Source organism: Variovorax sp. OV700, assembly GCF_900099805.1.
Lineage (GTDB): Bacteria > Pseudomonadota > Gammaproteobacteria > Burkholderiales > Burkholderiaceae_C > Variovorax.
The window spans coordinates 572208-586132 of sequence record NZ_FNDR01000001.1 but is presented as its reverse complement, the minus strand read 5'-3'; the positions used below and the strand labels follow the sequence as shown (position 1 = coordinate 586132).

16 protein-coding genes are annotated in these 13925 nt (G+C 66.0%); 3 read left to right on the top strand and 13 right to left on the bottom strand.

The features are described 5' to 3' along the window. Positions 1-7: 7 nt before the first annotated feature. Positions 8-1432 carry a decarboxylating NADP(+)-dependent phosphogluconate dehydrogenase gene (gnd, locus tag BLR24_RS02700; protein WP_093012169.1) on the bottom strand — a complete coding sequence of 475 codons (1425 nt, stop codon included), beginning with the start codon at positions 1430-1432 and terminating at the stop codon, positions 8-10. A gap of 118 nt (positions 1433-1550) precedes the next feature. On the opposite strand from gnd, the gene BLR24_RS02695 reads away from it, so the two are divergent. Further along, the gene (locus BLR24_RS02695; protein ID WP_093012166.1) at positions 1551-2540 is read left to right on the top strand and encodes an AraC-like ligand-binding domain-containing protein; all 990 of its coding nucleotides are present in this window, start codon (positions 1551-1553) and stop codon (positions 2538-2540) included. Positions 2541-2658: 118 nt separating this feature from the next. Further along, positions 2659-3387: an alpha/beta fold hydrolase gene (locus tag BLR24_RS02690; protein ID WP_093012799.1), complete on the top strand. Its 729-nt coding sequence runs from the start codon at positions 2659-2661 to the stop codon at positions 3385-3387. A 7-nt stretch (positions 3388-3394) separates the two neighbouring features. On the opposite strand, the gene BLR24_RS02685 is transcribed toward BLR24_RS02690, so the two are convergent. The 10 genes from BLR24_RS02685 to BLR24_RS02640 are packed head-to-tail and all read right to left on the bottom strand — an operon-like array spanning position 3395 to position 10550. Beyond that, positions 3395-4003 carry a 3'-5' exonuclease gene (locus tag BLR24_RS02685; protein ID WP_093012163.1) on the bottom strand — a complete coding sequence of 203 codons (609 nt, stop codon included), beginning with the start codon at positions 4001-4003 and terminating at the stop codon, positions 3395-3397. Beyond that, a complete protein-coding gene (locus BLR24_RS02680; RefSeq protein WP_093012160.1) occupies positions 4000-4383 on the bottom strand; it encodes a TfoX/Sxy family protein in 384 nt (127 codons plus the stop codon). The genes BLR24_RS02685 and BLR24_RS02680 overlap by 4 nt, the downstream gene beginning before the upstream one ends. Before the next feature lie 31 nt (positions 4384-4414). Next, positions 4415-4804 carry a VOC family protein gene (locus BLR24_RS02675; protein WP_093012157.1) on the bottom strand — a complete coding sequence of 130 codons (390 nt, stop codon included), beginning with the start codon at positions 4802-4804 and terminating at the stop codon, positions 4415-4417. A 21-nt stretch (positions 4805-4825) separates the two neighbouring features. Beyond that, complete coding sequence (locus tag BLR24_RS02670) at positions 4826-5329, bottom strand: GNAT family N-acetyltransferase (RefSeq protein ID WP_093012154.1); 504 nt, start codon at positions 5327-5329, stop codon at positions 4826-4828. 46 nt (positions 5330-5375) lie between these two features. Continuing rightward, the gene (fghA, locus tag BLR24_RS02665; protein ID WP_093012151.1) at positions 5376-6251 is read right to left on the bottom strand and encodes an S-formylglutathione hydrolase; all 876 of its coding nucleotides are present in this window, start codon (positions 6249-6251) and stop codon (positions 5376-5378) included. Continuing rightward, positions 6248-7171 carry an alpha/beta fold hydrolase gene (locus BLR24_RS02660; protein WP_093012148.1) on the bottom strand — a complete coding sequence of 308 codons (924 nt, stop codon included), beginning with the start codon at positions 7169-7171 and terminating at the stop codon, positions 6248-6250. The genes fghA and BLR24_RS02660 overlap by 4 nt, the downstream gene beginning before the upstream one ends. Before the next feature lie 22 nt (positions 7172-7193). Further along, positions 7194-8300, bottom strand: a complete 1107-nt coding sequence (locus BLR24_RS02655; protein WP_093012145.1) for an S-(hydroxymethyl)glutathione dehydrogenase/class III alcohol dehydrogenase — start codon at positions 8298-8300, stop codon at positions 7194-7196. A gap of 52 nt (positions 8301-8352) precedes the next feature. Further along, entirely contained in the window at positions 8353-8991 is a 639-nt protein-coding gene (locus BLR24_RS02650; protein ID WP_093012142.1) for a glutathione S-transferase family protein, read from the bottom strand. Continuing rightward, positions 8988-9851: an aromatic ring-hydroxylating oxygenase subunit alpha gene (locus BLR24_RS02645; protein WP_093012139.1), complete on the bottom strand. Its 864-nt coding sequence runs from the start codon at positions 9849-9851 to the stop codon at positions 8988-8990. The genes BLR24_RS02650 and BLR24_RS02645 overlap by 4 nt, the downstream gene beginning before the upstream one ends. Positions 9852-9869: 18 nt before the next feature. Then, positions 9870-10550, bottom strand: a complete 681-nt coding sequence (locus BLR24_RS02640) for a Rieske 2Fe-2S domain-containing protein (RefSeq protein WP_093012136.1) — start codon at positions 10548-10550, stop codon at positions 9870-9872. A gap of 75 nt (positions 10551-10625) precedes the next feature. Between BLR24_RS02640 and aroQ the strand changes: the two genes are divergently transcribed. Further along, the gene (gene aroQ / locus BLR24_RS02635) at positions 10626-11066 is read left to right on the top strand and encodes a type II 3-dehydroquinate dehydratase (protein WP_093012133.1); all 441 of its coding nucleotides are present in this window, start codon (positions 10626-10628) and stop codon (positions 11064-11066) included. A 33-nt stretch (positions 11067-11099) separates the two neighbouring features. Here the strand turns inward: aroQ and BLR24_RS02630 are convergent, their stop codons facing one another. After that, positions 11100-12635, bottom strand: a complete 1536-nt coding sequence (locus BLR24_RS02630; protein ID WP_093012130.1) for a SpoVR family protein — start codon at positions 12633-12635, stop codon at positions 11100-11102. Next, positions 12632-13924: a YeaH/YhbH family protein gene (locus BLR24_RS02625; RefSeq protein WP_093012127.1), complete on the bottom strand. Its 1293-nt coding sequence runs from the start codon at positions 13922-13924 to the stop codon at positions 12632-12634. Before BLR24_RS02625 ends, BLR24_RS02630 begins: the two co-directional genes overlap by 4 nt. Position 13925 lies beyond the last annotated feature (1 nt).

Below are 13925 nucleotides of genomic sequence, written 5' to 3'. Positions count from 1 at the left end.
CCTGGCGTCAGCCGATGACTTCCGGCCAGTCGGTGTGGAAGAACTGGCCTTCGGGTTTGTCGGTGCGCTCGTACGTGTGGGCACCGAAGAAGTCGCGCTGCGCCTGCAGCAGGTTGGCCGGCAGGCGCTCCGTGCGGTAGCTGTCGTAGTAGGCGAGCGAGGCGCTGAACGCCGGCACCGGAATGCCGTTGCTGACCGCCAGCGCCACCACTTCGCGCCAGTTCTGCTGCGTGCGGTTGAGCAGGTCCTTGAAGAAGGGGTCGAGCATGAGGTTGCCGAGGGCGGGGTCGGTGCGGTAGGCGTCGGTGATGCGGTTCAAAAAGCGCGCGCGAATGATGCAGCCGCCGCGCCAGATGGCCGCGATGCGGCCGAGGTCGAGCTTCCACTCCTTCTTCTCGCCCATGGTCTGGACGAGGTCGAAGCCCTGTGTGTAGCTGATGACCTTCGACGCATAGAGCGCGTCGTGCACCTTGGCCACCAGCGCCTTCTTGTCGAGCGACAACTCGATCTTCGGCCCCTGCAGCACCTTGCTGGCCGCAACGCGCGCTTTTTTCTGCGACGACAGCACGCGCGCTTCGACCGCGGCGTTGATGGTGCTGATGACTACCGCGTTCTCGGCCGCGTTGAGGAGCGTCCACTGGCCCGTGCCCTTCTGGCCCGCCTTGTCGAGGATGAGATCGACGATCGGCTGGCCGGTTTCCGGGTCTTTCTGCTCCAGCGCCTTGGCGGTGATCTGGATCAGGTAGCTCTGCAGCTCGCCCTCGTTCCATTCGTTGAAGATGGCGGCCATCTCGTCGGTGGTGAATCCTGCGGCCTTGAACAGGCTGTAGGCTTCGCAGATCAGCTGCATGTCGCCGTACTCGATGCCGTTGTGCACCATCTTCACGTAGTGGCCCGCGCCGCCGGGGCCGATGTGGATCACGCAGGGCTCGCCGTCCACCTTGGCCGCGATGCTCTCGAAAATCGGCTTCATCACTTCCCAGGTGGAAAGCGGCCCGCCCGGCATGATCGACGGACCCTTGCGCGCGCCTTCTTCGCCGCCCGACACGCCCGCGCCGATGAAGCGCAGGCCCTTGCTCGACAGGTAGGCGTCGCGGCGTTCGGTGTCGGTGTAGAGGCTGTTGCCGCCGTCGATGACGATGTCGTCTTTGTCGAGCAGCGGAATCAGCTGCTCGATCACCTGGTCGACCGGTGCGCCGGCCTTCACCATGATCTGGATCTTGCGGGGCTTGGCGAGGCTCTGCACGAATTCTTCGAGCGTTCTGGCGCCGACCAGCTTCTTGCCGGGGTTTTCTGCCACGAAGGCTTCGGTGGTGGCTTCGGTGCGGTTGTACACGCTGACCTGGAAGCCGCGGCTTTCCACGTTCAGCACCAGGTTCTGGCCCATCACGGCCAGGCCGATCAATCCGAAATCGCTTTTGTTGTTGCTCATGGCCCTTCTTTCGTCTGCGGTAGAGGTGACGGGCATTGTGCCGGGGGTGCCCAGGCGTTGCCATGGGAAGCGTCTATACCCGCTTGGCAAGTGCGCGCGGCTTGGGTATGTTGGCGCGATGAACGGAAATGCCTCCCTCGCGATTGCCTCCCCCGCGATCCACACCTGGTCCACCGAGGCCGTGCCGCTACCCCAGCGGCTCGACTACTGGATCGGCGCGGTGTGCGAAGGCTTCCTCGAGATGGACGTGACCAGTTCCTGTGCCGGCAGCTTCGGCGCCACGCTCGAATCCGCGCCGCTCGGCGCCATCGGAGTGAACCGGGTGCGCGGCAGCGCGCAGGACGTGTACCGCACGCGCAGGGCCATTGCGCACAGCCGCAGCAACTATTACTACCTGTTGTGCAAGACCGATTCGCCCTGGGTCGCCGTGCAGGAGGGCCGCTCGGCGCGCATGCTGCCGGGCGACGTGGTGCTGGTCGACTCCCGGCGCTGCTACGAACTGCACCTGCTCCAGTCCGCCGATACGCTGTCGCTTGAACTGCCCACCGGATGGGTCGAGTCATGGCTTCCGGATGCCAGCGACCAGGTGGCGCGGCGCATCGATGGGCAAACGGGCTGGGGGCGCGTGCTGAGCGGCTTTGCCCAGCAGCTCTCGCCGCAGGGCGTGTTGAGGCCGCCCTTGCCTGCGGCATTGCTGACCGACCATCTCGGCGGGCTGCTCGCGCTGGCCGCCGGCACTGCGGCCGAAACGAGCGAGGCGGCCGCGCCCGGCGAAGGCGCCCGTGCCGCGCAACGCCGCCGCGTGCTCGACGCCACGCGCGAACGGCATGCCGAACCCGGCCTGACGGCTGCCAGTGTGGCGCGCGGACTGGGCATCTCGGAGCGCAGCCTGCACCGCAGCCTGAATGAAGGGGCGACCACCTTCGCGGCCGCTCTGTCCGGCTTTCGCATGCAGGTCGCGCGGCGCATGCTCGGCGACGCGCGCTTTGATCGCCTAGGCATCGCGGAAATCGGTTTTCGCGTCGGCTTTAGCGACGCATCGCATTTCGTTCGGCAGTGCCGCCGGTCCCTCGGCCTGACTCCGGGCGCCCTGCGGCGCCAGCGCTGAGAAACAGCAAGGCAGTGGCAGGCGTAAATCGGCCACCGCGCTGGCAGCCGGCGGCCATTCGTGCCCGCCCGTGTTTCCTAAAGTTGTCGTCATCCAAACGACGATGAAGGAGACACACATGTCCGATACCTATGTTCTGATCCACGGCGCCTGGCACACCGGCGCCGAAATGGAGGCCGTGGCCGCCAGCCTGCGCGAAGCCGGCCACCTGGTGCATTGCCCCACGCTCGTGGGCAACCGCGCGGGCGACGACCGATCGCGCATCGGCCTGGATGAAGCGATCGACTCGGCCGTCTGCTTCATCGAAGAGCAAGACCTCTTCGAGGTTCGCCTGGTGGGCCACAGCTATGGCGGCATGGTGATCTCGGGCGTGGCGGGCCGCATTGCGCAGCGGCTCAAGCGCGTGGTCTACGTCAACGCCTTCGTGCCGCTCGATGGCGAATCGCTCAACGACATGGCGCCGCCGCACTACGTCGCGATGTTCGACGTCGTGGCCGCAGCCAATGGCAACGCGGTGAGCCTGCCGTTCGAAGTCTGGCGCGAGGCTTTCATCAACGATGCCGACCTGCCGCTGGCGCAGGCCAGCTACGAGCGGCTGAACCCGCATCCCTACCGCACCTTCACCGACAAGATCCGACTGCGCGAGCCGCTGGCGGCGTTGCAGATCGGCAAGTCCTACGTCAACTGTCAGCAGGACACGGCCATGCCGCACAGTCTGCCGTGGCATCCGCGCCTGTCGGAGCGGCTCGGCCTGTTCAGGCTGGTGGAGTGCCCCGGCAGCCACGAGATGTTCTTCTCGAACCCGAAGCGGCTGGCGCAGGCGATCCTGGAGGCGGGGCGGGATTAGGCGTCGCTCAGCCGGCAAACAGCGCATCGAACACGCGGATTGATGCATAAGCGTCGTTGGCCGCGTAGCGGATCTGCGCTTCGGTCAGTTGCCTGTTGGCCCAGTTCGACGTGGTGGCCTTGCGCGACTTGACGAAGCGCCGGTTGAACACCAGCGCCACGGCCGCCTTCACGCCCACCGACTTGCGGTAGCCGCGTCGGCGGAACTCGCTGTCGATGTCGAACACCGCCTTCGGCTCGATGTTGAGCCGGTTGCGTATCAGTGTGAGGTCGGTCGAAAGGCCGAAGCCGACCTTCCTGAGTTCGGTGGAAGCAATCAGCGCGGCCACCACCGGATTGCATTCGGTGCGGTGCAGCTGAAACAGCCACGCTGTCTCGCGCGTCGAAAACTGCACCACGTGCGGCCCGCTGGACACTTCGTTCTTTGCGAAAGTGGGCTTGGATTCGGTGTCGAAGCCGGCAACGCCGGCAGCCAGCAGCGCCGCGGCGGCGTGCTCGGCCTCGGCCAGCGTGGAAACGACCACGATGTCTTTCAGTCCCAGGCCCTCGAAGGCTTCGAGCAGCGCGATCTGCTCGCGCTCGGGAAGAGGTGGCAAGGCGAGTGTGTCGTCGCTCAAGGGGAGGCTGCTTTCTTTTTCTTCACTGAGGCTTTCTTTGCTGGTTTTTTCTTTGGCGGCTGGCCCGAACGCAAAGCCGCCTCGTAGGCGCGTCGGCCCCAGAGCGCGGCTTCTTCGCGGTCCTCGAAAAGATCGGCGGGCGCTTGCCGGTACGACATCGGCATCGTCTTGCCGTTTCGCTCGTAGGTGAAGGGCGGCAGGTTCTGCTTGTCGAAATGCTCGGCGCTTGTGGCGTCCGACTTGAGGTAGAGCGTGTCCTTGAGGACGATCGCAATCATCCGACCCTCGTGAAAGATGCCGTGGCCGCCGAACATGCGACGCGGCTCGATGCGGCCGAAGCGCTCGAAGATCTCGTGCAGGCTCTCTACGAATTCACTCATTGCACAAGCGGCTCATTGGCCGGGCGGGGGCTCATGCGGTGATCTCGATGCGGTTGCCGTCCGGGTCGAGCACCACGCTTTCGTAGTAGCCGTCGCCGGTGCGGCGCGGTCCGTCGAGCAGCGGGTAGCCGTCAGCCTGGAGGCGCTGCGTGAGCGCGTCCACCGCCGCATCGGAACCCACGCTGATCGCCAGGTGCGTCCAGCCCATGCGCTGGGCGCCGGGTTCGGCAGGCACGGGCGAGAGCGTGCGGGTGGTCATCGCTTCGATCCGGGCACCGTCGCCCAGGCTCAGGAAGCAGGACGCAAAGCCCTTGGCCGGATTGACATAGCCCGCGCCGGCCGTGGCGCCGAAGTAGTCGATGTAGAAGCGCTTGCAGCGTTCGAGGTCGGTGGTCCAGAGGGCGATGTGATCGATGCGCATGAGAAACGGGGGAGAAAGAGCTCAGCCAATGCGTCGCGGCTGTCGCGGCGGGCTCGTCGGATACCAATGGTAGGCGACCCGTTCGCGCCCGCTGGACGGGTGCCGGTCGACAGCGCCGCGCTCCAGGCCGTAGCGCTCGTAGAAGCGCTGCGCCGCGGTGTTGCTGGTGGCCACGTGCAGCTTCCAGCCGAACGGCATGCGCACGCTGGCTTCGTCGAGCATCGCCTGTCCGAGACCCTGGTTGCGCAGATGAGGTTCGACAAAGAGCTGTGCCACGTATTCGCGACGCGCCAGCAGCACCATGAAAGCGAGGACCTGGCCTTCGCGCTCGGCCAGTACCACGTCGGCCGGCGGCACGAATTCGGTTTGCACGCGCCGCAGCCAATGCGTGATGGGCTCGATGACGGTGGCCCTGCGGTTGGCCGCGATCCAGGCCCGGCGCCAGATGCCGGCGAGCACCAGGTTCTCTTCGGCGGCGCCGTCGCGGGAGCGCAAATGGAAGGCAGGAATCTGTGCTGCGGACATATGCGCTCCATGATACGGCGCCCTTACGCCAAGGTCGATCAGCCGTTCAACCGTTGAGTGTTTGTGCGTGGTGCGCGATGTGATCCGCCATGAAAGTCTGGATGAAGTAGTAGCCGTGGTCGTAGCCCGCGTGCCGGCGCAGCGTGACGGGCTGGCTGGCGGCAAAGCAGGCCGCCTCGAAGGCCTCCGGGTGGAGTTGCTCGGCAAGGAATTTGTCGGAGAGCCCCTGGTCGATCAGGATGCCCTGGGGGTAGGGCGCGGCGATCTGCGATTTCATCAATGCGCTGGCGTCGTGCGCAAGCCACTGCGCCCGGTCGCCGCCCGGCTCGCCCAAGTAGCCGCTGAACGCTTTTTCGCCCCACGGGCATTGCGTGGGTGCGCAGATGGGGGCGAACGCCGACAGCGACTTGAAGCGCCCGGGGTGCCGCAGCGCGAGCGTGAGCGCGCCGTGGCCCCCCATCGAATGGCCGCAGATGCCCAGGCGCTGGTCGTCGATGGCAAAGTGCCGCGCCACGAAGGGCAGCAACTCGTGCACGATCCAGCTTTCCATGCGCCAGTGGGCGGACCAGGGCGCTTCGGTGGCGTCGAGGTAGAAGCCTGCGCCAATGCCGAAGTCCCAGTTGGCGGTGGCACCGGGCAGGCTTTCGACGGCGCTTCCGCGCGGGCTGGTGTCGGGCGCGATCAGCGCCAGGCCCAGGCTGGCGGCCATGCGCTGCGCGCCGGCCTTTACCGCGAAGGTTTCCTCATTGCAGGTCAGCCCCGCGAGGTAGAGCAGGGCCGGCACGCGCTCGTTCGCGGCCTGCGGCGGCAGGTAGACCGAGAAGCGCATCGGCAGGCCGATTTCGTGCGAGGCGTGCTCGTGAAAGCTTTGCACGCCGCCAAAGGCATGGTGCTCGGAAAGGGTCTTGAGGATGTCGGTCATCGGGCGGTGTTGTTGTGGAGTGCGGGCACGAGTTCGAGCACGGCGTCGGCAAAGATGCGCGGCGCCTCCTGGGGCATGTTGTGGCCGACGCCGGGCACCAGCCGGTGCGAGCGCGGCCCGCTGAAGCGGTGCGAATGGGCCGACGCGTCGGCGGGCGGACGCACCCCGTCGTCGAGGCCGTCGAAGGTGATGGTGGGCACGGCAATCGCCGGCTGTGCGGCCAGACGGCGCTCGATGTAGCCGTAGGCCGGGTCGCCCGCAACGAGCCCGAACCGATGCCGGTACGAGTGAATCACCACGTCGACGAAGTCGGGGTGGTCGAAGGCGGCGGCGCTGCGCTCGAAGGTGGCGTTGTCGAACTTCCACGTGGGCGACCACAGCTGCCACAGCAGGCGGGTGAGGGCCTTGCGGTCCTTCGCCAGCCCGGCGCGGCCTCGCTCGCTGTGAAAGTAGTACTGGTACCAGAGGCTGTGCTCGTTCGCGGGCGTGTCGGGCTCCATCGCCTTCGCGATGTCCTGGATGTTGTAGCTGTTGAACGAGACCAGCCCCGCGCAGCGCTCGGGCCACAGCGCCGCCACCACGCAGGCGGCGCGTCCGCCCCAGTCGTAGCCAGCGAGCACCGCGCGCGGAATGGCGAGGGCATCGAGCAGCGCGAGCAGGTCGGCGCCGAGCGCGGCCTGTTCGCCCGACCGCGGCGTGGCATCGCTCAGGAAGCGCGTGGCGCCGTAGCCTCGCAGGTAGGGCACGATGACGCGGCAGCTCTGGCCGGCGAGCATTGGCGCCACTTCGGCGTAGGTATGAATGTCGTAGGGAAAGCCGTGCATCAGCAGCACGGGCGGGCCATCCGCGGGGCCGGCTTCGAAGTACGCGACTTCCAGAACGCCCGCTTCGATCTTGCGCAAGGGCTCCATGCGGTTCATGGCGGGCGTTTTCTTCAGGGGGCTAGTACAGAACCACGCCGCGGATGGATTCGCCGCGCTTCATCAGGTCGAAGCCCTTGTTGATGTCTTCGAGCGGCATGGTGTGCGTGATCAGGTCGTCGATGTTGATCTTGCCTTCCATGTACCAGTCGACGATCTTCGGCACGTCGGTGCGGCCGCGCGCGCCGCCGAAGGCCGAGCCTTCCCACTTGCGGCCGGTGACCAGCTGGAACGGACGCGTGCTGATCTCCGCACCCGCTTCGGCCACGCCGATGATGATGCTGCGGCCCCAGCCCTTGTGCGTGCACTCCAGCGCCTGGCGCATCACCTTGGTATTGCCGATGCACTCGAAGCTGTAGTCGGCGCCGCCGTCGGTCAGCTGGACGATGGCATCGACGATGTTCTCGTGATCCTTCGGGTTGAGGAAGTGCGTCATGCCGAACTTGCGCGCCATGGCCTCGCGCTCGGGGTTGAGGTCGACGCCGATGATCTTGTCGGCGCCCACCATCTTGGCGCCCTGGATCACGTTCAGGCCGATACCGCCGAGGCCGAACACCACCACGTTGGCGCCGGCTTCCACCTTGGCCGTGAAGATCACGGCGCCAATGCCGGTGGTCACACCGCAGCCGATGTAGCAGACCTTGTCGAAGGGGGCGTCCTCGCGGATCTTGGCCAGCGAGATCTCGGGGGCGACCGTGTAATTGCTGAAGGTCGAAGTGCCCATGTAGTGGAAGATCGGCTTGCCGTCCAGGCTGAAGCGCGAAGTGGCATCGGGCATCAGGCCCTTGCCCTGCGTGCCGCGGATCAGCTGGCAGAGGTTGGTCTTGCGCGACAGGCAGAACTTGCACTGGCGGCATTCGGGCGTGTAGAGCGGAATGACGTGGTCGCCCTTTTTCAGCGTGGTGACGCCGGGGCCCACGTCGACCACGATGCCCGCGCCTTCATGGCCGAGGATGGCGGGGAAGATGCCTTCCGGGTCGGCGCCGGAGAGCGTGTAGTAGTCGGTGTGACAGATGCCGGTGGCCTTGATCTCGACCAGCACCTCGCCGAACTTGGGGCCCTCGAGGTCGACGGTTTCGATGGTGAGGGGGTCTCCGGATTTCCAGGCGACGGCAGCTTTGGTTTTCATGGGGCTTCAGGGCAAAGAGGGGATGGGAGAGGCAAGGATACCCAGACCGCGTTCAGGCTGGAGTCGCGGCAAAGATACCCGACATTCCGATGAAACCGGGCAGGTGTCGAAAGTCCCAGACCCAGCGTCGCAACGCCGGATATTCGTCAAGAGATATTCCGCCTTCACCGGCCAGCGCCACGTACGGAAAGCAGGCCAGGTCGGCCACGGTGGCGTGCGGACCGGCCAGCCATTGGAGCCCGCCGCTCGCGCGCTCGGCCAGGTGGTCGTCGAGCAGTCGAAAGACCACATGGGCGCCGCGCCGGCAGGCTTCGATGTCGAGATGCTCGTAGCCGAAAACATCGTGAAGTCGCGCCGCCGACGCGGTGCGGGTGATTTCGTCGGCGGTGGCGAACCACATCGCGATCTGGCCGCGCAACCGCGGATCGCCCGGGTACCAGCGGCCTTGCGTGTCGTGCTTGCTCGCGAGGTAGACGAGGATGGCCTGCGCATCGCGCAGCACGAAGCCGTCGTCATCGATCACCGGCAGCTGCCCGAGCGGGTTGACGTGCCACAGGAACGCGGCCGACTTGTGCTCGCGTCCCGGATGAAAGTCGATCGGCACGCTCTCGTAGTCGAGGCCCAGCCAGGCGAGCATCTGCCGCACCTTGAAACAGTTGCCAGACAGCGCATAGTCGTAGAGCCGGATCATTCGGGCTGCCTCACACCGAAGCGCATGCCGCGCTCTCGCAGCCAGCGCCGGTAGGTGACGGAGGAGGTGTCGCCGCGCGTCGGCGTCTCGGCGCGGCCTTCGAGCGGCATGCGCTTGAAGGCATGATTTTCGAGAATCGGCTTGTCCTGGCCGAAGATCGTGTGCTGGAACGCGATGAGCTCGGCATCGGTCGAGGTGTCGTCGTAGCAGGCCAGCAGCGTGTGGGCAATCACGTGTTCGTCATCCAGCGGTTGCAGGAACAGGCCGATCGCATCGAGCTCGCCGTTGCGCGAGCTCGACTTGTAGAGCATGGCGGTGAGCGGCTGCATCACCCGGTACTTGTAGAGCACCTCGCTGCCGCTGTCGTGAGCCGCCGACGCGCGCGGTTGCCAGAAGCGGCAGTCTGTGGCCCAGATCTCGCCCGTGCCGGGGTCGACCTGCACTTGGTACCTGGCCACCTCGGTGTGCGGCACCTTGCCCAGGATGTCGGCATGCACGAAGGGGAAGTGCGCCATGTCCAGAAAGTTCTCGATCACGCGCAGTCCCGACACGGCCACGCCGATGCCGCCGCAATCGACGATGCGGCGCCCGGCTTCGCCAAACTCCGGAAAATCGAACAGCGGCCGCACGGGCTTGCCGCTGGGGCAGACCCAGAGATAGCCGTGGCGCGACTGGACGGCCAGCGCCTGCGAACCCAGCCGGCATTGCGGCGTGCCGGCCGCATCGCTCCAAAGCTGCAGCGTTTCGCCGAGCAGGCGTGCTGCGCGGGGCTTTGCTTCGGAGCTGCCGGCCAGCGCGGCGGCGGAGCCGGCGACCAGCCAGTCGTCGAGCATGTTGGGGTCGTCGGTGATGAAGGGCATGGGCTTTTTTTTCTTCGCTCAGGCGGCCGGCTGCCGTGCCTCGATCTCGCCGCGCAGGCCGCGTGCGGCGACGTGCAGCGCCTTCATCGCTTCGGTGCCGGGCGCGGCATCGGTCCAGAGGTGGATGAAGGCCAGCCGTGGTTGGGCATCGAGCACCAGCGCCACGGCATCGATGTGATCGAGTGCGCCGCGCATGGCGGGCAGAGACGCATCCGCGCTGAAACCGCGTGCCGCGAGTGCATCGCGCGCACCCGCCGCATCGGCTCGAACGGCGAGCGTGCGGCAGAACGACCACCCCGGGGGAACGGCGTCGTCCCGCGGCAGAGGCGGCGGCTCCGCGTCAGCGAGATGGACCCACAGCATGCCGGCCGCATCGACCGCGCTGAACACCTTCGCGCAGACGTTGCGCGGCGGCGGCATGTCGGGGTGCGCGGGAATTTGGGTGCACTGGCCGCTGCCCGCGGCGTATTGCCAGCCGTGGTAGGCGCAGGAGAGGCGGTCTTTCATCACGTGGCCCAGCGTGAAGCGCACGCTGCGGTGCGGGCAGCGGTTCTCCCATGCCTGAGGTGCGCCGTCCGCCGACCGCCAGAGCGCGAACTCCTGGCCCTTTGCAAAGCCGGCGACGATGTTGGCACCGAGGCGCAGCTCGGCCGAGCGGGCCACCGGGTGCCAGGTTGAAATGCTGCTGTCTGCGCTCATGATTCGCGTTACCTTATCGCAAGTCATTGCGATGGGGCTCGCCCATAATGGCGGCTCGCTCCGACCGCCATCATCATGAAGAAAATACTCGTCCTCAACGGCCCCAATCTCAACCTGCTGGGCACGCGCGAACCAGAGCAATACGGGCGCGACACGCTGGCCGACGTCGAGCGCCTGTGCGCGGAGGCGGGCGCAAAGCACGGTGTCGAGATCGAATGCCGCCAGTCGAACCACGAAGGCGTCCTGATCGACTGGATTCACGAGGCGGGCCGCGAGGTGGCCGCAGGCAACATGCTCGGCGTGGTGATGAACCCGGGCGCCTACACCCACACCTCGATCGCGCTGCACGACGCCATCAAGGGCGCGAGCGTGCCGTTGATCGAACTGCACATTTCGAACGTGCACGCGCGCGAGGAGTTTCGCCACCGCTCGTACATTTCGCCGGCGGCGCGCGGCATCATCGTGGGTCTTGGCGTGAAAGGCTACACGCTGGCCATCGCGGCGCTGGTGCCCTGAGCCCGGGCACCAGCCGCGCCAGCTGGGCAGCGATCAGTCGGTCTGCTTGGGCGCCGCGGCCTTCCAACTGCGGCTGATGTGACCTTGTGCGTCGACGCTCTCCAAGTGAACGTCGAAGCCCCACAGCCGCGCGACGTGCTTCAGCACTTCTTCCGCATCGTCGTGCAGCGGCAAGTTGTTGCGCTGCGTGTGGCGCAGCGTCAGGGCGCGGTCGCCGCGCATGTTGACGTTCCACACCTGGATGTCGGGCTCCCTGCTGCCGATGTCGTACTGGCGTGACAGCGATTCGCGCAGCAGGTGATAGCCACTGTCGTCGTGAATGGCGGACACCTCGAGCTCGGGCTCGCTCTGGTGGTCGCGGATCGCGAACAGCCTGAAATCGCGCATGGTCTTCGGGCTCAGGAACTGGCCCACAAAACTCTCGTCCTTGAAATTGCGCATGGCATAGTCGAGCGTCTTGACCCAGTCGGTGCCCGCGAAATCGGGAAACCAGCGGCGGTCTTCCTCGGTCGGGTTCTGGCAGATGCGCCGCAGCTCGGTAAACATCGAGAAGCCCAGCGCATAGGGGTTGATGCCGCTGTAGGCGCGATGCCCGACGGGCGGCTGAAAGATCACACCGGTGTGCGAGCTGAGCCATTCCATCATGAAGCCGTCGGCAAGCTGGCCGCGGTCGTACATGGTGTTCAGCAGGGTGTAGTGCCAGAAGGTGGCCCAGCCCTCGTTCATGACCTGCGTCTGGCGCTGCGGATAGAAATACTGCGCGATCTTGCGCACGATGCGCACCACTTCGCGTTGCCAGGGCTCCAGCAGCGCGGCATTCTTCTCGAAGAAATAGAGCAGATTCTCCTGCGGTTCCGAAGGAAAGCGGCGGGACGCGTCGGACTCCGCGGCCTGCTCGCTCTTGCGGGGCAGGGTGCGCCAAAGGTCATTGACCTGCTGCTGCATGTGGCGCTCGCGTTCGGCGCGCTGCGCGCCTTCCCTTGCCAGCGAGCGCTTCTGCGGACGGCGATAGCGGTCGACGCCGTAGTTCATCAGCGCGTGGCACGAGTCGAGCAGTTGCTCCACTGCGTCGAGCCCGTGGCGCTCCTCGCATTCGGCGATGTAGTGCCGCGCATAGACGAGGTAGTCGATGATCGAGGACGCGTCGGTCCACATCCGGAACAGGTAGTTGCCCTTGAAGAAGCTGTTGTGGCCGTAGGCCGCATGGGCGATCACCAGGGCCTGCATGGCCATGGTGTTTTCTTCCATCAGGTAGGCAATGCACGGGTCGGAGTTGATGACGATCTCGTAGGCCAGCCCCATGTGGCCGCGGCGATAGTTCTTCTCGGTGGCGATGAACTGCTTGCCGTACGACCAGTGCCGGTAGATCATGGGCATGCCGACGCTGGCATAGGCGTCCATCATCTGCTCGGCGGTGATCACCTCGAGCTGGTTCGGATACACGTCGAGCCCGAAGCCCCTGGCCGTTTTCGCAATCTCGGTGTGGTAGGTCTCGATGAGGTCGAAGGTCCAGTCCGAAGGGCTGGGCAGGCGCTCCAGGCGTTCGAGGGGAGGGTGCTCGGAAGTCATGCGGGCACTCCTTCCTTCTTGAAGAGGTCGCGGAACACGGGGTAGATGTCCCGCGCGTCCGACACCTTGCGCATCGCGAAGTTGGGCTGTATGCCTTCGAGCTGCGCGTATTCCTGCCACAGGTTCTGCTCGGTTTCCGCGACCTGCACATAGGCGTAGTAGCGCACCACCGGCAGGATGTGGTCGACCAGCAGCTCGCGGCAGCGGCCGCTGTCCTGGTGCCAGTTGTCGCCGTCGCTGGCCTGCGCACCGTAGACGTTCCATTCGCCGCTCGGGTAGCGCTCCTTGATGATCTCGTCCATGAGCACCAGCGCGCTAGACACCACGGTGCCGCCGGTTTCCGTGGCGTGGAAGAACTCTTCCTCGGTCACTTCCTGCGCCTGCGTATGGTGACGCAGGAACACGAGGTCGATCCTCTCGTAGTGGCGCGTGAGGAACATGTACAGCAGCATGAAGAAGCGCTTGGCCATGTCCTTGCGCGCCTCGTCCATCGATCCCGACACGTCCATGAGGCAGAACATCACAGCCTTGGCGCTGGGCACGGGGGTCTTCACGCGGTTGCGGTAGCGCAGATCGATGGGATCGATGTAGGGCACGTGCCGCATGGTGCGGCGAATCTCGTCGATTTGCTCTTCGATTTCGCGGATTTCATTCTTGATCAGGCCCTGCGCCGCCTGCGGGTGCGACCTCAGCGTCAGCAGGTGGGCCTCGAGGCGCTTCAGCTCCTTGCGCGGCTCGCCGCCCAGTGCAATGCGCCGGGCGAGGGCGCCGCGCATCGAGCGCACCACATGCAGGTTGTTGGGCGAGCCGTCGCTCGTGAAGCCTGCCCGGTGGCTCTTCCATTCGGGCACCTCGGCGATCTGCGTGCGGATGAGGTGCGGCAGCGCAAGGTCGTCGAAGAAGACGCGCATGAATTCTTCGCGCGTGAGGCGAAACACGAAGTCGTCTTCGCCTTCGCCGCCGTCCCCGGCCTCGCCATTGCCCGAGCCACCGCCGGCCTGCCCTTCGGGCCGCGCGATGCGGTCGCCCTTCAGGTATTCCTGGTTGCCCGGGTGCACGTACTCGCGGTCTCCGCCGCGCGCATGGCCGAACAAGGGCTCGGACACGTCGTGGCGCGGCAGGGTGACATCTTCGCCTTGCTCCAGTTCGCGGATGTTGCGCCCGCTGACCGCGCGCCGCACGGCCTCCTGGATCTGCCCCTTGTAGCGCCGGAGAAAGCGCTCGCGGTTGCCAATGGACTTGTTCTTGCCCGAAAGCCGGCGGTCGATGATCTGCTGCAGGATGGCCACG

Bases quoted from the DNA above. Each gene is read 5' to 3' on its own strand.
- aroQ (WP_093012133.1), top strand. From the start codon at position 10,626: ATGAAGAAAATACTCGTCCTCAACGGCCCCAATCTCAACCTGCTGGGC.
- BLR24_RS02650 (WP_093012142.1), bottom strand. From the start codon at position 8,991: ATGATCCGGCTCTACGACTATGCGCTGTCTGGCAACTGTTTCAAGGTG.
- BLR24_RS02680 (WP_093012160.1), bottom strand. From the start codon at position 4,383: ATGAGTGAATTCGTAGAGAGCCTGCACGAGATCTTCGAGCGCTTCGGC.
- BLR24_RS02640 (WP_093012136.1), bottom strand. From the start codon at position 10,550: ATGAGCGCAGACAGCAGCATTTCAACCTGGCACCCGGTGGCCCGCTCG.
- BLR24_RS02670 (WP_093012154.1), bottom strand. From the start codon at position 5,329: ATGTCCGCAGCACAGATTCCTGCCTTCCATTTGCGCTCCCGCGACGGC.
- BLR24_RS02690 (WP_093012799.1), top strand. From the start codon at position 2,659: ATGTCCGATACCTATGTTCTGATCCACGGCGCCTGGCACACCGGCGCC.
- gnd (WP_093012169.1), bottom strand. From the start codon at position 1,432: ATGAGCAACAACAAAAGCGATTTCGGATTGATCGGCCTGGCCGTGATG.
- BLR24_RS02655 (WP_093012145.1), bottom strand. From the start codon at position 8,300: ATGAAAACCAAAGCTGCCGTCGCCTGGAAATCCGGAGACCCCCTCACC.
- BLR24_RS02645 (WP_093012139.1), bottom strand. From the start codon at position 9,851: ATGCCCTTCATCACCGACGACCCCAACATGCTCGACGACTGGCTGGTC.
- BLR24_RS02660 (WP_093012148.1), bottom strand. From the start codon at position 7,171: ATGAACCGCATGGAGCCCTTGCGCAAGATCGAAGCGGGCGTTCTGGAA.
- BLR24_RS02695 (WP_093012166.1), top strand. From the start codon at position 1,551: ATGAACGGAAATGCCTCCCTCGCGATTGCCTCCCCCGCGATCCACACC.
- fghA (WP_093012151.1), bottom strand. From the start codon at position 6,251: ATGACCGACATCCTCAAGACCCTTTCCGAGCACCATGCCTTTGGCGGC.
- BLR24_RS02675 (WP_093012157.1), bottom strand. From the start codon at position 4,804: ATGCGCATCGATCACATCGCCCTCTGGACCACCGACCTCGAACGCTGC.
- BLR24_RS02630 (WP_093012130.1), bottom strand. From the start codon at position 12,635: ATGACTTCCGAGCACCCTCCCCTCGAACGCCTGGAGCGCCTGCCCAGC.